Origin of the sequence: Pseudomonas sp. WMBT8 (assembly GCF_050916005.1) — a bacterium.
Taxonomy (GTDB): domain Bacteria; phylum Pseudomonadota; class Gammaproteobacteria; order Pseudomonadales; family Pseudomonadaceae; genus Aquipseudomonas.
Window position 1 is genome coordinate 5,164,926 of sequence record NZ_CP188096.1, and the last position, 23,671, is coordinate 5,188,596.

Consider the following 23,671-nt stretch of genomic DNA (forward strand, 5'->3'; position numbering starts at 1 on the left):
CCCGTCTACAGTCTTACCGAACACGATCACCCTCAAGGAGCTTCCATGTCACGTTTCACTCGCAGTGCCGCCCTTATTGCCCTCAGTGTTGGCAGCGTTGCCAGCCTGCCTGCGCTGGCCGCCGATCAACTGCACTACAACCAGATTTCCCTGCGGGCCGAAGTCAGCCAGGAAGTGGCCCGTGACAAGATGATCGTCACTCTCTACACCGAGTCGCAAAACACCGACCCGGCCAAGCTCGCCGCCGAAGTCACGACCATCATGAACAAGGCGTTGGGCGAGGCTCGCGAAGTAAAAGGCGTGACCCTGCGCCAGGGCAGCCGCAACAGCTATCCGATCTACGACAACAAGAACCAGAAGATCACCGGCTGGCGCGAGCGCGCCGAACTGCGCCTGGAAAGTGCCGACTTCCCGGCGCTGTCCAAGCTCACCGGCGAGCTGCTCAACACCCTGAAAATGGACAATATGGACTTCGCCATTGCCGACCCAACCCGCAAGGCCAGCGAAGATGCCCTGCTCAAGGATGCGGTCGCCGCGTTCAAGGCCCGCGCCCAACTGGCCACCGATGCACTCGGCGGCAAGGGCTACAAGATCGTTAACCTGAACTTCAACACCAACGGCTACCCAATGCCGTACGCGCGAAATGGCGGCATGATGATGAAGGCGGCGGCAATGGATTCGGCGCCGACACCTGAAGTCGAAGCCGGCACCAGCCAGGTCAGCATGAGCGCCGATGGCGTGATTGAAGTACAGATGCCATAAGCCTTACCTGATGACCCACAACGGCGGTAACCTCGGTGACCGCCGTTTTTTTTGGCCGTTGTTTACCTGCCATCTCAGGGGTCACCATGGATAGAACTGTCTTTAAGCCGCTCCTTCTCGCTGCCAGCCTGCTGGCGTGCATGCCCACGGCCCAAGCGGCAAGCACCCTGGTCTACTGCTCCGAAGCCAGCCCCGCCGGGTTCGATCCGAGCCAGTACACCAGCGGCACCGATTTTGATGCCTCGGCCGAAACCGTGTTCAACCGCCTGACCCAATTCAAGCGCGGCGGGACCGAAGTCGAGCCGGGCCTGGCGACCCGTTGGGAGGTGTCCAAGGACGGCCTGGCCTACACCTTTCACCTGCGCGACGGGGTCAAGTTCCACAGCACCGAGTACTTCACCCCGACCCGCGACTTCAATGCCGACGATGTGCTGTTCACTTTCCAGCGCCTGCTGGACGCCAACCATCCATTCCGCCAGGCCTACCCGTCCGAGTCGCCGTACTTCACCGATATGGGCCTGAACACCACGATCAAAAGCGTGGAAAAGCTCGACGAGCACAGCGTGCGCTTCAACCTCAATAACGTCGATGCCGCTTTCGTACAGAACCTGGCCATGAGCTTTGCATCCGTGCAATCGGCCGAGTACGCGGCGCAGTTGCTTAAAGACGGCAAGGCCGCCGATATCAACCAGAAACCGATCGGCACCGGGCCGTTTGTGTTCAAGCGCTACCAGAAGGACTCGCAGATTCGCTACGTCGCCAATAAAGACTATTGGAAGCCTGAGGATGTGAAACTCGACAGCCTGGTATTTGCGATCACCCCGGACGCCGCGTCGCGCCTGCAAAAGCTCAAGGCCGGCGAATGCCAGGTCAGCGGCTATCCGCGCCCCTCGGATATCGAGGTGATGAAGCAGGATCCAAACCTGCGTGTGCTGCAGCAGGCGGGCTTCAACCTGGGCTTTCTGGCCTACAACGTGACCCATCCGCCGCTGGACCAGCTCAAGGTGCGCCAGGCCCTGGACATGGCCATCGATAAGCCGGCGATTATCCAGGCGGTGTACCAAAGTGCCGGGCAATTGGCGCAGAACGCACTGCCGCCGGCCCAGTGGTCTTATGACCCCAGCATCAAGGACGCACCGCACGACCCTGCCAAGGCCCGGGCGCTACTAAAAGAAGCAGGGGTTGCACCAGGTACCACCATCAATCTGTGGGCGATGACTGTGCAGCGCGCCTCCAATCCCAACGCGCGAATGTCGGCGCAGATGATCCAGCAGGATTGGGCCAAAGTCGGGATCATTGCCAATATCGTCAGCTATGAGTGGGGCGAATACATCAAGCGCGCAAAAAACGGCGAGCACGATGTGATGATCTACGGCTGGACCGGCGACAACGGCGACCCGGATAACTGGCTGGGCGTGCTCTACAGTTGTGCTGCGGTCAAGGGCAGCAACTATGCAAAATGGTGTAACCCGCAGTACGACCAACTGGTGCAGAAGGCCAAGCTCAGCAGTGACCGTGACCAACGCATCAAGTGGTATCAGCAGGCGCAAAAAATACTTAAGGATCAAGTACCTATAACGCCTATTGCGAACTCGACGGTTTTCCAGCCGCTGCGCAAGGAAGTCCAGGACTTCAAGATCAGCCCGTTTGGCCTGACACCGTTCTACGGCGTAAGTCTGAATAAGTAACAACCATGCCCCAACCGGGTGCGCCAGACACCTCGGTTGGGCTTATTCGGTGCACTCCACGCACCGAAAAAAGCCCTCGAAAATACAGTTTCGTGTCGAAAATTATATGAATGCGACATTCCTGTACGTTCGTACCACTCTTTGGCAGTTGTAGCCTCTCAACGTCTTGCAATGGGTATGGGGCCTGCATAAGTATCCGCAGGCCGACTCACGAGGTCGCCCTCAATTCCAAAAATGACAACAAATCATGAGGCCAACATGCTTAAACACGCAGTCATTCCGTTTTTAGTCAGCGCCGGTTTAATGGCCGCTGCACCTTTCGCCCAGGCGGCGACTAATCTGGTGTTCTGCTCCGAAGGGAGCCCGGCGGGTTTCGACCCAGGCCAGTACACCACCGGAACAGACTTCGATGCTTCGGCCGAAACCATGTTCAACCGGCTCAGCCAGTTCGAGCGCGGCGGCACCGCCGTGATTCCTGGCCTGGCCACCAGTTGGGACGTTTCCGAAGACGGCCTGACCTACACCTTCCACCTGCGCGAAGGGGTCAAGTTCCACACCACGCCGTACTTCAAGCCAACTCGTGAATTCAACGCCGACGACGTCCTCTTCACCTTCAACCGGATGATCAATAAAGACGATCCATTCCGTAAGGCCTACCCCACCGAGTTCCCGTACTTCACGGACATGGGGATGGACACCAACATCAAGAACATCGAGAAAATCGACGACCACACCGTCAAGTTCACCCTTGGCACCGTGGACGCCGCGTTTATCCAAAACCTGGCCATGAGCTTCGCCTCGCTACAGTCGGCTGAGTACGCCGCCCAACTGTTGAAGGAAGGCAAGCCCCAGGACATCAACCAGAAGCCGGTCGGCACTGGTCCGTTCGTGTTCAAGAGCTACCAGAAAGACTCCAACATCCGCTACACCGGCAACAAGGACTACTGGAAGCCTGAAGACGTGAAGATCGATAACCTGATCTTCGCCATCACCACCGACCCATCGGTGCGTATCCAGAAGCTCAAGAAGAACGAATGCCAGGTGACCTTGTTCCCACGTCCGGCCGACCTCAAGGCACTGGGCGAGGACAAGACTTTGAAACTGCCGCACCAGGCCGGTTTCAACCTGGGCTATATCGCCTACAACGTCATGCCTGTGCTCAAGGGCCAGACTGCCGCCAACCCATTGGCCGACCTGCGCGTGCGCCAGGCCCTGGACATGTCGGTCAATAAGCAGCAGATCATCGACTCGGTATACCAGGGCGCAGGCCAACTGGCGGTCAACGCCATGCCGCCGACCCAGTGGTCCTATGACGAGACCATCAAGGACGTCCCGCACGACGTGGCCAAGGCCAAGGAACTGCTCAAGCAAGCCGGCGTCAAGGAAGGCACCGAGATCACCTTGTGGGCCATGCCCGTCCAGCGTCCGTACAACCCCAACGCCAAGCTGATGGCCGAGATGCTGCAAAACGACTGGAAGCAGATCGGCTTGAAGGTCAACATCGTCAGCTACGAGTGGGGTGAGTACATCAAGCGCTCCAAGGGCGGCGAGAACCAGGCCATGATCATCGGCTGGAGCGGTGATAACGGTGACCCGGACAACTGGCTGAACGTGCTGTTCGGCTGCGACTCCCTGTCCGGCAACAACTTCTCCAAATGGTGTGACAAGAAATTCGACGGCATCGTAAAAGAAGCCAAGGCCACCTCGGACGTCGCCAAGCGCACCGAACTGTATAAACAGGCGCAACACGTCCTCAAAGATGCAGTCCCCATGACACCTATCGCGCACTCGACGGTGTATCAACCCATGCGTTCCAACGTGCAGGACTTCAAGATCAGCCCATTTGGCTTGAATTCCTTCTACGGGGTGAGCGTCAGCAAGTAGTGATCTTTGACGGCGACGTTTCATAACGTCGCCGTTATTGCATCCGCCAAGACCCTAGGAATCGAACTACTTTCGCAGAGGCTGCCGTCCTACAGCAGCTAACTGCGCAGGTTCCGTCCGATACCTACACGGTCTGTCCGGTTCTGCGCATTTACTGCCCTGCCCTCGTTCCCTAACGTCGAGGTAGGCAAACGCGTAGTTCCGATACGGCATTTGCTGTGGATGGGAGCAGTGCTTTCGCCAAGCCAGGTAAGGCGTGGCGACTGTTCACTGACGAAAACGATAAACATGGATTGGGGGACAGTCATGCGCCATACCACCGTTCTATCCGCGATATTCGGCACCGGCCTGCTGGCCGTCGCCTCGATGGGCCAGGCTGCCGAGAAGAAAAGCCTGGTGTTCTGCTCCGAAGGCAGCCCGGCCGGGTTCGACACCGCGCAATACACCACCGCCACCGACAACGATGCGGCCGAACCGATCTACAACCGCCTGGTTGAGTTCGAAAAGGGTGAAACCGGCGTCGTACCAGGGCTGGCTACTAAGTGGGATATTTCGCCAGACGGCCTGACCTACACCTTCCACTTGCGCGAAGGGGTGAAGTTCCACAGCAACAAGGAATTCAAGCCAACACGGGATTTCAACGCCGATGACGTGCTATTCACCTTCAATCGCATGCTTGACCCCGACCACCCGTTTCGCAAGGCCTACCCCACCGAGTTCCCGTACTTCAACGGGATGAGCCTGAACAAGAACATCGCCAAGGTCGAGAAAACCGACCCGCACACCGTGGTGATGACCCTGAACACGGTCGACGCCGCGTTTATCCAGAACATCGCCATGAGCTTCGCCGCGATCCTCTCGGCCGAATATGCCGAGCAACTGCTCAAGGCCGGCAAACCCAGCGATATCAACCAGAAGCCGATCGGCACCGGGCCGTTCGTGTTCCAGCGTTACCAGAAGGATTCGCAGATCCGTTTCGCCGGCAACAAACACTACTGGGACCCGAGCAAGGTCAAGCTCGACCAGCTGATTTTCGCCATCAACACCGACGCCTCGGTGCGCGTGCAGAAGCTCAAGGCCAACGAATGCCAGGTCACCCTGCATCCACGCCCCGCCGACGTCGACGCCCTCAAGGCCGACCCGAACCTGCAACTGCTGACCAAGCCCGGCTTCAACCTCGGCTACATCGCCTACAACGTGCGACACAAGCCCTTCGACCAGCTCGAAGTGCGCCAGGCCCTGGACATGGCGGTGAACAAGCAGAGCATTCTCAATGCCGTGTACCAGGGCGCGGGGCAACTGGCGGTCAACGGTATGCCGCCAACCCAGTGGTCCTATGACGACACCATCAAGGACAGCGCCTACAACCCGGAAAAAGCCAAGGAATTGCTCAAGGCTGCCGGCGTCAAGGAAGGCACCGAGATCACCCTGTGGGCCATGCCCGTCCAGCGCCCGTACAACCCCAACGCCAAGCTGATGGCCGAGATGCTGCAAAGCGACTGGGCCAAGATCGGCCTCAAGGTCAAGATCGTCAGCTATGAGTGGGGCGAGTACATCAAGCGCATCAAGAACGGCGAGCACGATATCAGCCTGATCGGCTGGACCGGCGACAACGGCGACCCGGACAACTGGCTGGGCACCCTCTACAGCTGCGACGCCATCGGCGGGAACAACTACTCGATGTGGTGTGACCCGGCGTACGACAAGCTGATCAAGCAAGCCAAGGTCGTCACCGACCGTGAACAAAGGACTGTTCTGTACAAACAGGCGCAGCAACTGCTCAAACAGCAGGTGCCGATCACGCCTGTCGCCCACTCGACGGTCAACCAGCCGTTAAGCACCAAGGTCGAAGGTTTCAAAGTGAGCCCCTTCGGCCGCAACGTGTTCTCGGGCGTCAGTATTACCCCATAAAAAAATAACCGGATGCGCAGGGCCACGTTGGCCCTGTCGCAAACGTGTAGCTGTAATTCGCGAAATCTCCTACAGCAAACGTTTGCAAATGCTTGAAGAGTTACACACCCAATAGCCGGTTCACCCAATAAGGCCGGCATAAAAAAAAGAGAACCAAAGGAGCTCCACCCATGAAATTGAGCAGCAAAGTGCTACTGGCCATGGCCATCAGCAGCATCACCGCCACCGCTTACGCCGAACCTGCAAGCCAGCAATTCGTGCCGACCACGCTGGCCAGTGCCAGCGCCCAAAGCGAGGCCAAGGGCTTTATCGAAGATTTCAGCCTGGGCGGCACCACGCGTAACTGGTACTCCCACGAGAGCCTGTACCGTGGTGGCAAGTTCAAATACAAAGAGCACGGTGTGGCGAAGACCGACCGCAACCGTACCAACTGGATCCAGGGCACCATCCTCAACGCCAGCTCGGGGTTCACCCAGGGCACTGTTGGCGTAAAGACCGAAGTAGCGGTGTACAACGCTCTGGTTCTGGACCGCAGCAAACGCGATATCAAGGGCGGCTCTAACCGTACCTTGGCTGACTCTGACGGCAATGCCGTAGACCAATGGAGCAAACTGGGCCTGGCCAACGTGCAGTTCCGTGTCTCCAACACCACCTTGACGGCCGGTCGCCAGAACTTCAGCAGCGGCATCGTCGATACCATCGGCAACCGTCCCCTGCCATCGAGCTTCCAGGGTGTGAGCTTCAACAGCGAAGAGTTCAGCAACCTGTCGTTCCAGGGCGGCGTGTTTGACCGCGTCTCCCCACGTTCCGAACAGAGCCTGTCGAAGTTCCGCAGCGAGTACAGCCAACAAGGCGCCAACAGTGCGACAACCGACAAGGTCTACACCCTGGGCGCCAACTACCAGCCGTTCGAGAGCCTGAAAACCAGCTTCTTCGGCGCCAACGTCAAGGACTTCTGGAACCAGTACTACTTCGGTGCAACCCACCAGCTGGGTGACAGCCAAGTCCTGGCCTTGACCACCGGCCTGAACTACTACAAGACCGTCGATGAAGGCAAAAAGCTGATGGGGGAGATCGACAACGATACCTACTCCCTGTCCCTTGGATTGGCTCACCAGGCTCACAGCCTGACCTTCTCCTACCAGCAAGTGAACGGTAACGAGTACTTCGACTACCTGCACGAAACCAACGGCATCTACCTGGCCAACTCCCTGACGTCGGACTTCAACGGCCCGAACGAGAAATCCTTCCAGGTCGCCTACGCCATCAACATGGCCGAATACGGTGTGCCGGGCCTGAAGTTCAACATCTACTCCGCACGCGGCTGGGGCATCGACGGTACCCACTACACGGGGAACAGCAACGGCGCTTACGCCTACACCGGCATCGAGACCCAGGACGGCGAAAAACACCAGGAATACGGCGTGGGCGCGGCATACGCGGTCCAGAGCGGCCCGCTCAAGGCCACCGCGATTCGTGCCACCTACGTCGAACACCGTGGCAGCGCCAACCAGTTTGACGGCAGCGTCAAAGAATTCCGTCTGGTTACCACCGTCCCGTTCAACATTCTTTAAATCGCACCAGGTAGACGGCGGGCTCAGGACGAGCCCGCCGTCTACGCTTGCCTGGTCCCATCGATTGCAGAGGGCTCTGAATGAAAATGCTCCCGCTACAAGCTGCCGTTGCCGCTGCGCTATTAAGCGTCGCTATCGGCGTATCGGCCAAACCCCTGGTGGTCTGCACCGAAGCCAGTCCGGAAGGCTTCGACCCGGTCCTGTACACCACGGCCGTCACCGCCGATGCCGCCGCCGAAACCATGTTCAACCGCCTGGTGGACTTCAAGCCCGGCACCACTGAAATCCAACCCGCACTCGCCAAATCGTGGGACATCAGCGAGGACGGCCTGACCTATACCTTCCACCTGCGAGATGACGTCAAGTTCCACACCACCGACTACTTCAAGCCCACGCGCAACCTGAATGCCGACGACGTGCTCTGGAGCTTCCAGCGCCAACTGGACCCCAAACACCCGTGGCACAACAAGTCCACCACCGGCTTCCCCTATTTCGAAAGCATGGGTTTCAAGGAACTGCTCAAAAGCGTCGAGAAGACCGATGACCACACCGTGGTCTTCACCCTGACCCGCCCTGAAGCTCCGTTCCTGGCCGATGTCGCGATGCCCTTCACCGCCATCCACTCTGCCGAGTACGCCGACAAGCTGCTGGCCGCCAACAAGACCGGCGAGCTCAACAGCAAGCCGATCGGCACCGGCCCGTTCATCTTTACCCGCTACCAGAAGGACGCCCAGGTGCGCTTCAAGGCCAACCCGGAATACTTCCGTGGCAAGCCGCCCGCCGACCCGCTGATCCTGGCCATCGCGGTGGATAACAACGTGCGCCTGCAAAAGCTCAAGGCCAATGAGTGCCAGATCGCCCTGTATCCCAAGCCTGACGACCTGCCCAGCATCAAGGCCGATCCAAACCTGAAGGTCGCGGAACTGGCGGCGATGACCACCGCCTACACCGCCATGAACACCACCCACAAGTACATGAGCGACGCGCGGGTACGCCACGCAATCAACATCGCGTTCGACAAACATGGCTATAACGAATCCCTGTACGGCAAAGGCAATGCCATCGACGCCACCGGCCCGTACCCGCCGACCCTGCTAGGCTTCAACGACAAGCTGAAAAACCCGGCCCGCGACCTGGACAAGGCCCGTGCCCTGCTCAAGGAAGCCGGCGTGCCGGAAGGCACCGAGTTCAGCCTGTTCACCCGCAACGGCGGCGGCCCGACCAACCCCAACCCGATGCTCGGCGCCCAGCGCATGCAGGCGGATCTGGCGCAGATTGGCCTCAAGGTCAATATCAAGGTCATGGAGTGGGGCGAGATGCTCAAGCGCGCCAAAGCCGGCGAGCACGACATGGTTTCCGCCGGCTGGGCCGGGGACAACGGCGACCCAGACAACTTCCTCACGCCGAACCTGAGTTGCGATGCAGCGAAAAACGGCGAAAACTACGCCCGCTGGTGTAACGAAGAGTTTCAGGGCCTGATCGACAAGGCCCGCGCCGTGGCTGAACCCGCCGCGCGCGCCACACTCTATGAACAAGCGCTGGACGTTTTCGACAAGGACCAACCGTGGATCCCCATGGCTTACCCGAAAATGTTCACTGCCATGCGCAAGAACGTCGAGGGTTATACCCAAAGCCCCCTGACCAACAATAACTTCGCCACCACCCAGGTGAAGTAATAAGAGACGCCCGGCCCCGTCGACGTTGACGGGGCCGGACCTGCCTAACCGGCTGATTGAGGTACACAACACGATGTTTAGTTTTATTGCCCGCCGATTGGGGTTATTGATCCCCACGTTCTTCGGCATCACGCTGCTGACCTTTGCGTTGATTCGCATGATCCCTGGCGACCCCGTAGAAGTCATGATGGGCGAAAGGCGGGTTGACCCCGAGATGCACGCCCAGGCAATGGAACGCCTTGGCTTGAACAAACCCTTGTATGCGCAATACCTGGACTACGTCGGCAAGCTCGCCCAAGGCGACCTCGGCGAATCCCTGCGTACCCGCACCAGCGTGTGGACCGAGTTCAGCGCCCTGTTCCCCGCGACCCTGGAACTGTCCATGGCCGCCCTGTTGTTCGCCGGCATCCTCGGGCTATTGGCCGGGGTGATCGCGGCACTCAAGCGAGGATCCCTGTTCGACCATGGGGTGATGGGCATCTCCCTGGCGGGATATTCGATGCCGATCTTCTGGTGGGGCCTGATCCTGATCATGTTCTTCTCGGTAAGCCTGGGCTGGACCCCGGTTTCCGGGCGTATCGACCTGCTCTACGACATCGAGCCACGCACCGGCTTCATGCTGATCGACACCCTGCTGGCCGACGAACCGGACGCGTTCTGGGATGCACTGCATCACCTGATCCTGCCGGCCATCGTGCTCGGCACCATCCCGCTGGCAGTGATTGCGCGGATGACCCGCTCCTCGATGCTTGAAGTCCTGCGCGAAGACTACATCCGCACCGCCAAGGCCAAGGGCCTGTCGCCGGCGCGCGTGGTGTTCGTGCACGGCCTGCGTAACGCGCTGATCCCGGTGCTGACCGTGGTCGGCCTGCAAGTCGGCACGCTGCTGGCCGGTGCGGTCTTGACCGAGACCATCTTCTCCTGGCCCGGCATCGGCAAATGGCTGATCGAAGCCATTGGCGCGCGGGACTACCCGGTGGTGCAAAACGGCATCCTGCTGATCGCCTGCCTGGTGATCCTGGTGAATTTCGTGGTGGATATCCTCTACGGCTTCGCCAACCCACGCATCCGTCACCAGCGCTGAGACCATGACCATGACCACACCAACTCAAGTGTCAGCAGTCGATCAGAGCCTGCTGTACCCGTCGCCGTACAAAGAATTCTGGCAAGCCTTCTCCAAGAACAAGGGCGCGGTTGCCGGCCTGCTGTTTATGTTGCTGATCGTGTTCTGCGCGATCTTCGCCCCCTGGGTCGCGCCCCATAACCCCAGCGAGCAATACCGCGACTTCCTGCTGACCCCGCCGTCGTGGCTGGAAGGCGGGCAGATGCAGTTTTTGCTGGGCACCGACGAACTGGGCCGTGACTTGCTGTCGCGCCTGATCCAGGGCTCGCGCCTGTCATTGCTGATCGGTTTGTCGTCGGTGGTGATGTCGCTGATCCCGGGGATCCTGCTGGGCCTGTTCGCCGGGTTCTTCCCGCGCTTGCTCGGCCCGACCATCATGCGTCTGATGGACATCATGCTGGCCCTGCCCTCGCTGCTGCTGGCCGTGGCGATTGTCGCCATCCTCGGCCCTGGCCTGATCAACACCGTGATCGCGATTGCCATTGTGTCGTTGCCGTCCTACGTGCGCCTGACCCGCGCGGCGGTGATGGGCGAGCTCAACCGTGACTACGTGACCGCCGCGCGCCTGGCCGGTGCGGGCCTGCCGCGCCTGATGTTCGTCACCGTGCTGCCCAACTGCATGGCGCCATTGATCGTGCAGGCCACCTTGAGCTTCTCCTCGGCGATTCTCGATGCCGCCGCCCTGGGCTTCCTCGGCCTTGGCGTGCAACCGCCGACGCCTGAGTGGGGCACCATGCTGGCTTCGGCCCGTGACTACATCGAACGCGCCTGGTGGGTTGTAAGCCTGCCTGGCTTGACCATTTTGCTCAGCGTGCTGGCAATCAACCTGATGGGCGACGGACTGCGCGATGCGCTGGACCCGAAACTCAAGAATGCCGCGTGAGGAGATTCCCATGTCACTGCTAGAAATCAAGAATCTCAATGTGCGCTTCGGCGACAAAACCGCTGTGCCGGTGGTCGATGGCCTCGATCTGGCCGTGGACAAAGGCGAAGTACTGGCCATCGTTGGCGAGTCGGGTTCGGGTAAATCCGTGACCATGATGGCGCTGATGGGCCTGATCGAGCATCCCGGCATCGTCACCGCCGACTCCCTGACTTTCGACGGCAAGGACATGCTCAAGCTGAGCAACCGCCAGCGCCGGCAGATCGTCGGCAAAGACCTGGCGATGGTGTTCCAGGACCCGATGACCGCGCTGAATCCCAGCTACACCGTGGGTTTCCAGATTGAAGAAGTACTGCGCCTGCACCTGAAAATGTCCGGCAAGCAAGCGCGCAAACGTGCCATCGAACTGCTGGAAAAGGTCGAGATCCCAGGCGCTTCCAGCCGCATGGATGCCTACCCGCACCAGCTGTCCGGCGGCATGAGCCAGCGTGTGGCAATTGCCATGGCGATTGCCGGCGAGCCAAAACTGCTGATCGCCGACGAGCCGACCACGGCCCTGGACGTGACCATCCAGGCGCAGATCATGGAGCTGCTGCTGGCCCTGCAAAAAGAGCAGAACATGGGCCTGGTGCTGATCACCCACGACCTCGCGGTAGTGGCCGAAACAGCCCAGCGCGTGTGCGTGATGTACGCCGGCCAAGCAGTGGAAGTCGGCCAGGTGCCCGGCCTGTTCGACGTACCGGCGCACCCGTACAGCGAGGCATTGCTGGCCGCGATCCCGGAACACAGCATGGGCGCTGCGCGTCTGTCGACGCTGCCGGGCATCGTCCCCGGCCGTTATGACCGCCCGCAAGGCTGCCTGCTGTCGCCACGCTGCCCGTATGTGCAAGACAGCTGCCGCCAGACCCGTCCGACCCTGGACCCGCAAGCCCACAGCCTTGTGCGCTGCTTCTACCCCTTGAACCAGGAGGTGGCGTAATGGCCGTCGTTCTTACCGCCCGCGACCTGACCCGTCACTACGAAGTGTCCCGTGGCCTGTTCAAGGGCCACGCCACCGTGCGCGCCCTCAATGGCGTGTCGTTCGAACTGGAAGCCGGCAAGACCCTCGCCGTGGTGGGTGAGTCCGGGTGCGGCAAATCCACCCTGGCCCGCGCGCTGACGCTGATTGAAGAGCCGTCGTCCGGCTCCTTGAAAATCGCCGGCCAGGAAGTCGCCGGCGCCGACAAGGCCCAGCGCAAGCAACTGCGCAAAGACGTGCAGATGGTGTTCCAGAGCCCCTACGCCTCGTTGAACCCACGGCAGAAAGTCGGCGATCAACTGGGCGAGCCGCTGCTGATCAACACCAATCTGTCCGCCGCCGAGCGCCGTGAAAAGGTCCAGGCGATGATGAAGCAGGTGGGCCTGCGCCCTGAGCATTATCAGCGCTACCCGCACATGTTCTCCGGGGGCCAGCGCCAGCGGATCGCCCTGGCCCGCGCGATGATGCTGCAACCCAAGGTGCTGGTGGCGGATGAACCAACCTCGGCGCTGGACGTGTCGATCCAGGCCCAGGTGCTCAACCTGTTCATGGACCTGCAGCAGCAGTACAACACGGCGTATGTGTTCATCTCCCACAACCTGGCGGTGGTGCAACACGTTGCCGACCACGTGATGGTGATGTACCTCGGCCGCCCGGTGGAAATGGGCGCGAAGAACGACATCTACGAGCGCCCGCTGCACCCTTATACCCAGGCGTTGCTGTCGGCCACTCCGACCATTCACCCGGACCCGAACAAGCCGAAGATCAAGATCGTCGGCGAGTTGCCCAACCCGCTGAACCCGCCTTCCGGCTGCGCCTTCCACAAGCGCTGCCCGTATGCGACCGAGCGCTGCAGCAGTGAAGAACCGCTGCTGCGCGAACTGGACAACCGCCAGGTGGCTTGCCATCACGCGGAGCAGTTCGTCGCCTAACCCCCTGGAGGGGTGGGCTTGTGTGGGAGCGGGCTTGCCCGCGATAGCATCAGCGCGGTTTAACTGACAGTGCAAGGTGCCTGCATCGCGGGCAAGCCCGCTCCCACACAAGCCCGCTGCCACAGGGCAATACAGCGTTGTACAGCCTCTCCCGCCAGATTGCGCATCAGTCTGGCGGGAGGGGCTTTTTTGTTTTTAGCTAAGTGTAAAAATTGTAAATGATATTTACTTGTATTTGATAATGACTAGCATTCCGGCGCGTAGAGCGCGCCGAATCCTGCTGGAAGGCAATTCTGGTGCATCTCGCTCAGTTGCCACCTTTCATAAAGGATTTTGCGGACATGTCACCTCGATTCAGGCTCAGCCACTTCTCCCTGGCGTTTATCGCCGCCCTTTCATCCCCTGCGCTGCTGGCGGACACCCTGGAAAGAGAGCGCGACAAAGTGCCGGTAGAAGCTAGCGACCTGCCCGTCGATGGCACCTCCCAGGCCCTGGAGCTGAGCGAAACGCGCATCCTGGGCACCGCCGCCGAAGAGCTCAAGCAGGCCCCCGGCGTGTCGATCATCACCGCCGAAGATATCAAGAAACGCCCACCCACCAACGATCTGTCGGACATCATCCGCCGTGAACCCGGCGTCAACCTGAGCGGCAACAGTTCCAGCGGCAGCCGTGGCAACAACCGCCAGATCGACCTGCGCGGCATGGGCCCGGAAAACACCCTGATCCTGATCGATGGCAAGCCGTCGACCTCGCGCAATGCCGTGCGCTACGGCTGGAGCGGCGACCGTGATACCCGTGGCGAAACCAACTGGGTACCGGCCGAGGAAGTCGAACGCATTGAAATCCTGCGCGGCCCGGCCGCCGCGCGCTACGGCTCCGGGGCCATGGGCGGGGTGATCAACATCATCACCAAGCGCCCCACCGACCAGTTGCACGGCTCGCTGACCACTTACGTGTCGCTGCCCGAAGACGATGCCGAAGGCATGAGCAAGCGCACCAACTTCAACCTCAGCGGGCCGCTGAGCGATACCCTGGCGTTCCGGGTGTATGGCGGCTTGAACAAGACCGATGCCGACGACTCCACCATCAACCAGGCTGAACAGGCCACCGCCGACTCGCTGGTTGCCGGCCGCGAGGGTGTGCGCAACAAAGACGTCAACGGCTTGCTCAGTTGGCAATTCACCCCTGAGCAAACCCTGGACCTGGAAGCCAGCTACAGCCGCCAGGGCAATATCTTCGCCGGCGACACCATGCTTAACGGCGGCGGCGTGTTCGTTAACAGCCTGGTCGGCAAAGAAACCAGCGTGATCCAGCGCAGCAGTTTCTCCGCCACCCACCGTGGCGAGTTCGACTGGGGCTCGACCCTGGCCTCCCTGAGCCACGACCTGACCCGCAACGCACGCCTCAACGAAGGCCTGGCCGGCTCCGGCGAGGGCGCACCCTCCGCCACCGCTGGCCGTTTCGAATCGCGCTTGCGCAACACCCGGGCCACCGCCGAGGTCAACCTGCCCCTGAGTTTCGGCACCGAGCAGGTGCTGACCCTGGGCAGCGAATACCTCTACGAGTCGATGAACGACCCAGGCTCGCTGCGCCCACAAAGCTACGACCCAGGCACCGGCGGCGTGCCGAGCATTCCGGGGATGAGCCGCAGCAGCACCAAGACCACGGCCTCGAGCTACGCGCTGTTCGCCGAGGACAACATCGAAGTCGGCAGCAAGACCATCATCACTCCCGGCCTGCGCTACGACGATCATGAAGAATACGGCGGCAACTGGAGCCCGAGCCTCAACGCCTCGCACCAGTTGACCGATGAACTGAGCCTCAAGGGCGGGATTGCCCGGGCCTACAAGACGCCCAACCTGTACCAGTCCAACCCCAACTACTTGCTGTACAGCCGTGGCAACGGCTGCAACGCCGGCGAAACCAACTCCGGTGGCTGCTACCTGGTGGGCAACCCGGACCTGAAACCGGAAATCAGCGTCAACAAGGAAATTGGCCTGGCCTATGACAAAGGCACCTGGCGCACCAGCGCGACTTACTTCCGTAATGACTACAAGAACAAAATCAACGCCAGCAACACCGCCGCCTACCGCCTGGACGGCGGGCGCCGTGTGCTGGAATGGGAAAACAGCGGCGCCGCGCTGGTGCAGGGGGTCGAAGGCAACCTGTTCATGAGCTTGCGCGACGACCTGGACTGGAACACCAACCTGACCTACATGATCGACTCCAAGGACAAGGACACCGGCGAGCCGCTGAGCGTCATTCCCAAGTACACGGTCAACACCACGCTGGACTGGCAGGCCACCGACAAGCTGTCGTTCCAGGTCAGCGGCACCTACTACGGCAAGCAGGAGTCGCCAACCCTCAACTCGCGCAGCGCCAGCAACTATGATCGCAGCGCCCAGCAGGACGTGGACCCGTACGGCTTGATGGGCTTGAGCAGCGGCTACGAGTTCAACAAGAACCTGAGCGTACGCGTGGGCATCGAAAACCTGCTGGACAAGCGCCTGTATCGCAAAGGCAATGCTGATGATGCGGGCGCCCAGACGTACAACGAACCGGGTCGGGCGTATTTTGCGTCGGTGACGGCTTCGTTCTAAGGCCAGTTACCTGCGCCTGTATCTCTGCTCCGCCCGGCATGCCTGGCGGAGCTTTTTTAATGGTCATTCTGGCGCACGTCATTACCGCCTATTCGCGATAGAACCAACGACAAGTCCGACATTAAAAACAGCACCAATCCCCGCCTCACAGACTAACTTTCTGTAACTTGTAACCTCTATGTTTCCGCAATTGCGCAACGCCACGCGCAAAGAATAAAGTCCGCCCGCTGCAACTTCTTATATTCTTTGCGAGGGCTGTCATGCGAGACATTTCAAAATCCCTGGAAAAGCTGCTGTCTGATATCTACGAGGACGGCGACGTGTCGCTGGCGGAGTTCAAGGCCTTGCAGGTCGAGTCTGACCGGCGCTGGGAAAGAGTGGTCGATGAACTGGGGAATAACAATACACTGCTGTCTTTTCAAAGTGCGATGGATGTTGCCATGCACCTATTGTTCTTGAGTGTGAACTATATAAAGAATCAGGAAATCACTGACGTGGGCGAAGCAATTGCCAAAGATGCAATAGCCGCACAAGTTGAAACCCTAAGGGCGGGGGCTGATCTAAGTCTTAAACAACTTAAAGTTGGGCCCAATACCTAATAATCTACCGCCGAATAAAAAGGCGAAGCCATCACAGCTTCGCCTTTTTTCGTACCGCTAACCCTTAGTGATGCTCGCGCGTCGCCCGGAATTTCACATCCGGCCAGCGCTCTTCCATCAGCGCCAGGTTGACCCGCGTCGGCGCCAGGTAGGTCAGGTGGCCGCCGCCATCGATGGCGAGGTTTTCCACGGCCTTGTTGGAAAACTCTTCGAGCTTCTTCTTGTCGCTGCAATCAATCCAGCGCGCGGAGTACACGGTGATCGGCTCGTAGGAGCATTCGACCTTGTATTCCTCTTTCAAGCGGCTGGCCACCACATCGAACTGCAGCACACCCACGGCGCCGAGGATGATGTCGTTGCTGCGCTCGGGGAAGAACACCTGGGTGGCGCCCTCCTCCGCCAACTGCTGCAAGCCCTGGCGCAGTTGCTTGGACTTGAGCGGGTCGCGCAGGCGTACGCGGCGGAACAGTTCCGGGGCGAAGTGCGGGATGCCGGTGAAGCCCAGCGCTTCGCCTTCGGTGAAGGTGTCGCCGATCTGGATGGTGCCGTGGTTGTGCAGGCCGATGATGTCGCCGGCAAACGCCTCTTCCAACTGCTCACGCTCCGAGGAGAAGAACGTCAGGGCGTCGCCGATACGCACGTCCTTGCCGGTGCGTACGTGGCGCATCTTCATGCCTTTTTCGTATTTGCCGGAGCAGATACGCATAAAGGCGATACGGTCGCGGTGCTTGGGGTCCATGTTCGCCTGGATCTTGAACACGAAACCGCTGAATTTCTCTTCAACCGGCTCCACGGTCCGTTCGTTGGCAACCCGCGCCAGTGGTTTCGGTGCCCAGTTGACTACCGCATCCAGTACGTGGTCGACGCCGAAGTTGCCCAGGGCGGTACCGAAGAACACCGGGGTCAGTTGCCCGTCGAGGAATTCCTGCTGGTTGAACTCATGGCAGGCGCCCTGCACCAGCTCTAGTTGGTCGACGAAGCGGTCGTACTCGTCACCCAGGTGGGCGCGGGCCTCATCGGAGTCGAGTTTCTCGATGATCTTCACATCGGTGCGTTCATGACCGTGGCCGGCGGTGTAGACAATGATGTAGTCGTCGGCCAGGTGGTACACGCCCTTGAAGTCGCGGTAGCAACCAATCGGCCAGGTGATCGGCGCGGCCTTGATCTTCAGGACGGCTTCGATTTCATCCAGCAGTTCGATCGGGTCGCGGATGTCGCGATCGAGTTTGTTGATGAAGCTGACGATGGGCGTGTCACGCAGACGGCACACGTCCATCAGCGCAATGGTACGTGGCTCGACGCCTTTACCGCCGTCGAGGACCATCAGCGCCGAGTCCACCGCCGTCAGGGTGCGGTAGGTGTCTTCGGAGAAGTCTTCGTGGCCCGGGGTGTCGAGCAGGTTGATCATGTGGTCGCGATAGGGGAACTGCATGACCGACGTGGTAATGGAAATACCCCGTTGCTTCTCCATCTCCATCCAGTCGGAGGTGGCATGGCGATCAGACTTGCGGGATTTCACCGTGCCGGCCACTGCGATCGCCTTGCCCATCAGCAGGAGCTTTTCGGTGATGGTGGTTTTACCGGCATCGGGGTGGGAAATAATGGCGAAAGTGCGGCGTTTCGCGACTTCGGCGGCCTGGTGGGTCATGGGAAATCGCCTGGCAGGTGAGTCAAAAAAGGGCGGCGAGTATAGCGCAAACCCAGGGAGCCGGACCACCGTTCACCCGATTGGGGGTGGCTAAATGCTGCCAAGTATGGAACCTTTTAAAAGGTAGAGACGTCCACTCCCCTGCTACCGCACTCGTAACAGGGGCTGAAAAATCAGCAAGTTAGCCTGACGAGGCTGCGCTCATGGCTTGATCGCATACCGCATTGCCGGTATCGGCGAGCTGCTTTTCGCGAACATATTCGCCGACAGCCAGGAATGGCATTGCCGCTCGGAAATGTGTTCGCCGACAAAAGAAAAAAGGAGTCCGCCTGTGGCTATTCGCTATGGCAAAGGGCTGATAGGAGGAGCGGTTGTCGTCGCTCTCCTGGCCCTGCTGGTCCACTGGATCGGCATCAACACGATCGAGATGTACCGCGACGATTTGTTGTTTTACCTGCAAGCTCACCTGATTCTTGTACTTGTCTCCATGCTGGCTGCCCTGATCGTAGGGATCCCCGCCGGTATCCTGCTCAGCCGACCGAATATGGTCGGGCGCGCAGAACGTTTCATGCAGATCTTCAACATCGGCAACACCGTCCCTCCCCTGGCCGTACTGGCCATCGCCCTCGGCGTCCTCGGCATCGGCAGCGGCCCGGCCATCTTCGCCCTGTTCCTCGCCTCCTTGCTGCCCATCGTGCGCAATACCTACGAAGGCCTGAAAAACGTGCAGGGCTCCTTGAAGGAAGCCGCCGTCGGCATCGGCATGACCCCGCGCCAGGTGCTGTTTCGCGTCGAACTGCCCAACGCCGTGCCGATCATCATCGGTGGCGTACGTGTGGCCCTGGCGATCAACGTCGGCACCGCACCGCTGGCGTTCCTGATTGGCGCCAACAGCCTGGGCAGCCTGATCTTCCCCGGCATTGCCCTGAACAATCAGCCGCAATTGCTACTCGGCGCCGCGTGTACCGCGTTGCTGGCGTTGCTGCTTGACGGTCTGGTGACCATGGCCAGCCGCCTCTGGCTGGAACGCGGGTTGCGTCCGTCTTAAGGCTGGGTAAAGGAATCGACATGAAAAAACTGACTTTGATATTGAGCTGCGTCCTGCTGTTTGCAGGTATTGCGCAAGCCGCTGAAAAACCGGTGATCCGTATCGGCGCCCGGGTCTTCACCGAGCAGACCCTGCTCGCCGAAATTACCTCCCAGTACCTGCGCACCAAGGGCTACGACACCCGCGTGACCGGCGGCCTGGGCAGCAACCTGGCGCGCAGTGCCCAGGAGAGCGGGCAACTGGACCTGATCTGGGAGTACACCGGCGTGTCCCTGGTGGCCTACAACCATGTGGACGAGAAGCTCGACAGCGAACAGTCCTACGCACGGGTGAAAGAACTCGACGCAAAAAAAGGCCTGGTCTGGCTGTCGCCGTCGAAGTTCAGCAACACCTACGCCCTGTCCCTGCCGGAAAACGTGGCCAAGGAGTATCCGCAGATCAACACCATCAGCGACCTGACCAAGGCCCTGGCCGAGCCAACCCGTGAAAACCGCCTGGTGGCCCTGGATACCGAGTTCGCCAACCGTTCCGACGGCATGGCCGGCATGGTCAAGCTGTACGGCATGAACCTCACCCGCAAGAACACCCGGCAGATGGACGCAGGCCTGGTCTACACCGCCCTGCGTAATGGCCAGGTGTTTGCCGGCCTGGTGTACACCACCGATGGCCGCCTCAACGCCTTCAAGTTGAAGCTGCTGGAAGATGACCTGCACTACTTCCCGGACTACACCGCAGCCCCGGTGGTACGCCAGGTTTATCTGGATGCCCACCCGCAATTGGCCGCCGACCTCAAGCCACTGGCGGCGCTGTTCGACGATGAAACCATGCGCCAGCTGAACGCGCGGGTCGACGTCGACCATGAAAGCCCATCGGCCGTTGCCGCTGATTTCCTGCGCCAGCACCCACTCAACTAAAAGAGGAGAAGACATGGAATTTCTGAACGCCTTTTCCCATCTTGATTGGGCCCAAGTCCTACACCTGACCTGGCAGCACATCACCCTGGTCGGGATCGCCGTGATCCTCGCGATTGTCGTCGGCGTGCCCCTGGGCGTGCTGATGACCCGCTTCCCGACCCTGGCCGGCCCGTTGCAGGCCAGCGCCACGGTGCTGCTGACCGTCCCGTCGATTGCCCTGTTCGGCCTGCTACTGCCGTTCTACTCCAAGTTCGGCCAGGGCCTGGGGCCGATGCCGGCGATCACCGCCGTGTTCCTCTACTCCCTGCTGCCGATCATGCGTAACACCTACCTGGCCCTGACCGGTGTCGAGCCGGGCATCCGCGAAGCCGCCAAAGGCATCGGCATGACCTTCGGCCAGCGCCTGCGCATGGTCGAGCTGCCCATCGCCGTGCCGGTGATCCTCGCCGGCGTGCGCACCGCGGTGGTGATGAACATCGGTGTAATGACCATTGCCGCCACCATCGGCGCCGGTGGCCTGGGTGTACTTATTCTGGCTTCCATCAGCCGCAGCGACATGTCGATGCTGATCGTTGGCGCCGTGCTGGTCAGTCTCCTGGCCATCTTCGCCGACCTGCTTCTGCAATGGCTGCAACGCTCGCTGACTCCAAAAGGATTGCTCAAATGATCGAACTTCAAAACCTGTCCAAGACCTTCCAAAGCAACGGCAAGACTGTCACTGCCGTTAACGACGTGAGCCTGACTGTCAATGAAGGCGAGATTTGCGTATTCCTCGGCCCCTCGGGTTGCGGCAAGAGCACCACGCTGAAAATGATCAACCGCCTGATCAAGCCCACCTCGGGCAAGATCCTGATCAACGGCGAAGACACCACCGACCTCGACGAAGTGACCCTGCGCCGCAACATCGGCTACGTGATCCAGCAGATCGGCCTGTTCCCCAACATGACCATCGAGGAAAACATCGTGGTGGTGCCCAAGCTGCTGGGCTGGGACAAGCAGAAGTGCCACGACCGCGCCCGCGAGTTGATGAGCATGATCAAGCTCGAACCCAAGCAGTATCTGCACCGCTACCCCCGTGAATTGTCCGGTGGCCAGCAACAGCGGATCGGCGTGATCCGCGCCCTGGCGGCCGACGCGCCATTGCTGCTGATGGATGAGCCATTCGGCGCGGTCGACCCGATCAACCGCGAGATGATCCAGAACGAGTTCTTCGAGATGCAGCGCGCATTGAACAAGACGGTGATCATGGTCAGCCATGACATCGACGAGGCGATCAAGCTGGGCGACAAAATCGCCATCTTCCGCGCCGGCAAGCTGTTGCAGATCGACCACCCGGACACCCTGCTGGCCCATCCTGCCGACGAGTTTGTCAGCAACTTTGTCGGCCAGGACAGCACCCTCAAGCGCCTGCTGCTGGTCAAGGCCGAAGACGCGGCGGACAACGCCCCGTCGGTCAGCCCGGAAACGCCGGTGGCCGATGCCCTGGAGCTGATGGACGAGCATGACCGGCGCTATGTGGTGGTCACCTGCGCCGAGAACAAGGCCCTGGGTTATGTACGACGTCGCGACCTGCATCGTCAGACGGGTACCTGCGCCCAATACCTGCGCGAGTTCAACGCCACGGCGGCGTTTGACGAGCACTTGCGCATCCTGTTGTCGCGCATGTACGAGTTCAACCGCTCGTGGCTGCCGGTGATGGATGCCGAGCGGGTGTTTTTGGGTGAAGTGACCCAGGAATCGATTGCCGAGTACCTGAGCTCCGGTAAGTCCCGTGGGGGCAAGACCAGTATCGTGTCGCCTGCCGAGACTGCCTTGGCCTGATAGACCGCTATCACAGACAAGCCAGCTCCCACAGTTGGAATGCAATCCCTGTAGGAGCTGGCTTGCCTGCGATGAATACACCGCAAATCCATCTGATCAGCCCCATCCGGGGAACATCAATCCGTCACACCGGTCGGTTACATAAGTAGCTGCACGGGATCGCGCGACGAACGCGTGCAAAAACGCGACATTTTTAGTTGATCTCAAGCTCCTCACGCCCTAAAGTTCGCGCCGAACGTCCATGCTGGAAACGATCCATCCGGCTCAAGTACTGACGACGAGACAGCAAGGCCAAGGGAAGCTTATCCCGTGGCCTTTTTGCTTTCGGCGACATGCCTTGGGAAGTAGGCGAACCAAAGTGGGGATACGGAGGACGTTCATTTGCACCCATTGATCAATTTAGTTTGCCCTTAGGAGTTCCCAGCATGTCGATCAACGTCGAAGACTATTTCGCGCGCGCCACCTTTGACAAAATGAAGGCGTTCGCCGACAAGCAAGAAACCCCGTTCGTGGTGATCGACACCGCGATGATCAGCCAGGCCTACGATGACCTGCGCGCCGGTTTCGAATTCGCCAAGGTGTACTACGCCGTCAAGGCCAACCCTGCCGTCGAGATCATCGACCTGTTGAAAGACAAGGGTTCGAGCTTCGACATCGCCTCGATCTACGAGCTGGACAAGGTCATGGACCGCGGCGTCAGCGCCGACCGTATCAGCTACGGCAACACCATCAAGAAATCCAAGGACATCCGCTACTTCTACGAGAAAGGCGTGCGCCTGTTCTCCACCGACTCCGAAGCCGACCTGCGCAACATCGCCAAGGCCGCGCCGGGCTCCAAAGTCTATGTGCGTATCCTTACCGAAGGCTCGACTACGGCTGACTGGCCTTTGTCGCGCAAATTCGGCTGCCAGACCGACATGGCCATGGACCTGCTGATCCTCGCCCGCGACCTGGGCCTGGTGCCTTACGGCATCTCGTTCCACGTGGGTTCGCAGCAGCGTGATATCAGCGTGTGGGACGCAGCCATCGCCAAGGTCAAGGTGATCTTCGAGCGCTTGAAAGAAGAAGACGGCATCCACCTCAAGCTGATCAACATGGGCGGTGGCTTCCCGGCCAACTACATCACCCGCACCAACAGCCTGGAAACCTACGCCGAGGAAATCATCCGCTTCCTCAAGGAAGACTTCGGTGACGAGCTGCCGGAAATCATCCTGGAGCCGGGCCGTTCGTTGATCGCCAACGCCGGGATCCTGGTCAGCGAAGTGGTATTGGTTGCACGTAAATCCCGTACCGCCGTCGAGCGCTGGGTGTACACGGATGTGGGCAAGTTCTCCGGCCTGATCGAAACCATGGACGAAGCCATCAAGTTCCCGATCTGGACCGAGAAAAAAGGCGAGATGGAAGAAGTGGTGATCGCCGGTCCTACCTGCGACAGCGCCGATATCATGTACGAAAACTACAAGTACGGCCTGCCGCTGAACCTGGCCATTGGTGACCGCCTGTACTGGCTGTCCACCGGTGCGTACACCACCAGCTACAGCGCCGTTGAATTCAACGGTTTCCCACCGCTGAAATCCTTCTACGTCTGAC

At 60.1% G+C, this 23,671-nt stretch carries 18 protein-coding genes; 17 read left to right on the plus strand and 1 reads right to left on the minus strand.

Going from position 1 to position 23,671, the window contains the following annotated elements; all coding sequences use genetic code 11:
* Nucleotides 1-45: 45 nt before the first annotated feature.
* The 12 genes from ACO77H_RS23495 to ACO77H_RS23550 all read left to right on the plus strand — a co-directional run bounded on the left by ACO77H_RS23495 (nucleotide 46) and on the right by ACO77H_RS23550 (nucleotide 16,650).
* Entirely contained in the window at nucleotides 46-762 is a 717-nt protein-coding gene (locus tag ACO77H_RS23495) for an SIMPL domain-containing protein (protein ID WP_099167563.1), read from the plus strand.
* Nucleotides 763-848: 86 nt separating this feature from the next.
* The gene (locus ACO77H_RS23500; protein ID WP_432754628.1) at nucleotides 849-2,450 is read left to right on the plus strand and encodes an ABC transporter substrate-binding protein; all 1,602 of its coding nucleotides are present in this window, start codon (nucleotides 849-851) and stop codon (nucleotides 2,448-2,450) included.
* 258 nt (nucleotides 2,451-2,708) lie between these two features.
* Complete coding sequence (locus tag ACO77H_RS23505) at nucleotides 2,709-4,334, plus strand: ABC transporter substrate-binding protein (RefSeq protein ID WP_169950957.1); 1,626 nt, start codon at nucleotides 2,709-2,711, stop codon at nucleotides 4,332-4,334.
* A 366-nt stretch (nucleotides 4,335-4,700) separates the two neighbouring features.
* Nucleotides 4,701-6,245, plus strand: a complete 1,545-nt coding sequence (locus ACO77H_RS23510; protein ID WP_432755782.1) for an ABC transporter substrate-binding protein — start codon at nucleotides 4,701-4,703, stop codon at nucleotides 6,243-6,245.
* A 170-nt stretch (nucleotides 6,246-6,415) separates the two neighbouring features.
* Nucleotides 6,416-7,819 (plus strand): OprD family outer membrane porin, encoded by a 1,404-nt coding sequence (locus tag ACO77H_RS23515; RefSeq protein WP_169950959.1) that lies wholly within the window; start codon nucleotides 6,416-6,418, stop codon nucleotides 7,817-7,819.
* Nucleotides 7,820-7,899: 80 nt separating this feature from the next.
* A complete protein-coding gene (locus tag ACO77H_RS23520) occupies nucleotides 7,900-9,495 on the plus strand; it encodes an ABC transporter substrate-binding protein (RefSeq protein ID WP_169950960.1) in 1,596 nt (531 codons plus the stop codon).
* Nucleotides 9,496-9,568: 73 nt separating this feature from the next.
* Nucleotides 9,569-10,579: an ABC transporter permease subunit gene (locus ACO77H_RS23525; RefSeq protein WP_032860135.1), complete on the plus strand. Its 1,011-nt coding sequence runs from the start codon at nucleotides 9,569-9,571 to the stop codon at nucleotides 10,577-10,579.
* Nucleotides 10,580-10,589: 10 nt separating this feature from the next.
* Nucleotides 10,590-11,501: an ABC transporter permease subunit gene (locus ACO77H_RS23530; protein WP_169950961.1), complete on the plus strand. Its 912-nt coding sequence runs from the start codon at nucleotides 10,590-10,592 to the stop codon at nucleotides 11,499-11,501.
* 10 nt (nucleotides 11,502-11,511) lie between these two features.
* A complete protein-coding gene (locus ACO77H_RS23535; RefSeq protein WP_169950963.1) occupies nucleotides 11,512-12,480 on the plus strand; it encodes an ABC transporter ATP-binding protein in 969 nt (322 codons plus the stop codon).
* Complete coding sequence (locus ACO77H_RS23540) at nucleotides 12,480-13,451, plus strand: peptide ABC transporter ATP-binding protein (protein WP_057958423.1); 972 nt, start codon at nucleotides 12,480-12,482, stop codon at nucleotides 13,449-13,451. The genes ACO77H_RS23535 and ACO77H_RS23540 overlap by 1 nt, the downstream gene beginning before the upstream one ends.
* A gap of 341 nt (nucleotides 13,452-13,792) precedes the next feature.
* Complete coding sequence (locus ACO77H_RS23545; protein ID WP_169950965.1) at nucleotides 13,793-16,051, plus strand: TonB-dependent siderophore receptor; 2,259 nt, start codon at nucleotides 13,793-13,795, stop codon at nucleotides 16,049-16,051.
* Between the two features lie 260 nt (nucleotides 16,052-16,311).
* Complete coding sequence (locus ACO77H_RS23550; protein ID WP_432754629.1) at nucleotides 16,312-16,650, plus strand: hypothetical protein; 339 nt, start codon at nucleotides 16,312-16,314, stop codon at nucleotides 16,648-16,650.
* Nucleotides 16,651-16,714: 64 nt separating this feature from the next.
* Here the strand turns inward: ACO77H_RS23550 and ACO77H_RS23555 are convergent, their stop codons facing one another.
* Nucleotides 16,715-18,298: a peptide chain release factor 3 gene (locus ACO77H_RS23555; RefSeq protein WP_169950969.1), complete on the minus strand. Its 1,584-nt coding sequence runs from the start codon at nucleotides 18,296-18,298 to the stop codon at nucleotides 16,715-16,717.
* A gap of 295 nt (nucleotides 18,299-18,593) precedes the next feature.
* Here ACO77H_RS23555 and ACO77H_RS23560 point away from each other — a divergent pair, with 295 nt between their 5' ends.
* The 5 genes from ACO77H_RS23560 (at nucleotide 18,594) to ACO77H_RS23580 (ending at nucleotide 23,670) form a co-directional block, all read left to right on the plus strand.
* Entirely contained in the window at nucleotides 18,594-19,346 is a 753-nt protein-coding gene (locus ACO77H_RS23560) for an ABC transporter permease (RefSeq protein WP_262381389.1), read from the plus strand.
* A gap of 20 nt (nucleotides 19,347-19,366) precedes the next feature.
* The gene (locus tag ACO77H_RS23565) at nucleotides 19,367-20,260 is read left to right on the plus strand and encodes a glycine betaine ABC transporter substrate-binding protein (protein WP_169950973.1); all 894 of its coding nucleotides are present in this window, start codon (nucleotides 19,367-19,369) and stop codon (nucleotides 20,258-20,260) included.
* Between the two features lie 13 nt (nucleotides 20,261-20,273).
* Entirely contained in the window at nucleotides 20,274-20,927 is a 654-nt protein-coding gene (locus ACO77H_RS23570) for an ABC transporter permease (protein ID WP_027604864.1), read from the plus strand.
* A complete protein-coding gene (locus tag ACO77H_RS23575; RefSeq protein WP_029291958.1) occupies nucleotides 20,924-22,081 on the plus strand; it encodes an osmoprotectant ABC transporter ATP-binding protein OsmV in 1,158 nt (385 codons plus the stop codon). Before ACO77H_RS23570 ends, ACO77H_RS23575 begins: the two co-directional genes overlap by 4 nt.
* 425 nt (nucleotides 22,082-22,506) lie before the next feature.
* Nucleotides 22,507-23,670 (plus strand): type III PLP-dependent enzyme, encoded by a 1,164-nt coding sequence (locus tag ACO77H_RS23580; RefSeq protein ID WP_032861941.1) that lies wholly within the window; start codon nucleotides 22,507-22,509, stop codon nucleotides 23,668-23,670.
* The last annotated feature ends 1 nt before the right edge of the window (nucleotide 23,671 follow it).

Bases quoted from the DNA above. Each gene is read 5' to 3' on its own strand.
- ACO77H_RS23525 (WP_032860135.1), top strand. From the start codon at position 9,569: ATGTTTAGTTTTATTGCCCGCCGATTGGGGTTATTGATCCCCACGTTC.
- ACO77H_RS23565 (WP_169950973.1), top strand. From the start codon at position 19,367: ATGAAAAAACTGACTTTGATATTGAGCTGCGTCCTGCTGTTTGCAGGT.
- ACO77H_RS23555 (WP_169950969.1), bottom strand. From the start codon at position 18,298: ATGACCCACCAGGCCGCCGAAGTCGCGAAACGCCGCACTTTCGCCATT.
- ACO77H_RS23520 (WP_169950960.1), top strand. From the start codon at position 7,900: ATGAAAATGCTCCCGCTACAAGCTGCCGTTGCCGCTGCGCTATTAAGC.
- ACO77H_RS23495 (WP_099167563.1), top strand. From the start codon at position 46: ATGTCACGTTTCACTCGCAGTGCCGCCCTTATTGCCCTCAGTGTTGGC.
- ACO77H_RS23500 (WP_432754628.1), top strand. From the start codon at position 849: ATGGATAGAACTGTCTTTAAGCCGCTCCTTCTCGCTGCCAGCCTGCTG.
- ACO77H_RS23510 (WP_432755782.1), top strand. From the start codon at position 4,701: ATGGGCCAGGCTGCCGAGAAGAAAAGCCTGGTGTTCTGCTCCGAAGGC.
- ACO77H_RS23560 (WP_262381389.1), top strand. From the start codon at position 18,594: ATGTGTTCGCCGACAAAAGAAAAAAGGAGTCCGCCTGTGGCTATTCGC.
- ACO77H_RS23530 (WP_169950961.1), top strand. From the start codon at position 10,590: ATGACCACACCAACTCAAGTGTCAGCAGTCGATCAGAGCCTGCTGTAC.
- ACO77H_RS23515 (WP_169950959.1), top strand. From the start codon at position 6,416: ATGAAATTGAGCAGCAAAGTGCTACTGGCCATGGCCATCAGCAGCATC.
- ACO77H_RS23540 (WP_057958423.1), top strand. From the start codon at position 12,480: ATGGCCGTCGTTCTTACCGCCCGCGACCTGACCCGTCACTACGAAGTG.
- ACO77H_RS23535 (WP_169950963.1), top strand. From the start codon at position 11,512: ATGTCACTGCTAGAAATCAAGAATCTCAATGTGCGCTTCGGCGACAAA.
- ACO77H_RS23505 (WP_169950957.1), top strand. From the start codon at position 2,709: ATGCTTAAACACGCAGTCATTCCGTTTTTAGTCAGCGCCGGTTTAATG.
- ACO77H_RS23575 (WP_029291958.1), top strand. From the start codon at position 20,924: ATGATCGAACTTCAAAACCTGTCCAAGACCTTCCAAAGCAACGGCAAG.
- ACO77H_RS23580 (WP_032861941.1), top strand. From the start codon at position 22,507: ATGTCGATCAACGTCGAAGACTATTTCGCGCGCGCCACCTTTGACAAA.
- ACO77H_RS23570 (WP_027604864.1), top strand. From the start codon at position 20,274: ATGGAATTTCTGAACGCCTTTTCCCATCTTGATTGGGCCCAAGTCCTA.
- ACO77H_RS23545 (WP_169950965.1), top strand. From the start codon at position 13,793: ATGTCACCTCGATTCAGGCTCAGCCACTTCTCCCTGGCGTTTATCGCC.
- ACO77H_RS23550 (WP_432754629.1), top strand. From the start codon at position 16,312: ATGCGAGACATTTCAAAATCCCTGGAAAAGCTGCTGTCTGATATCTAC.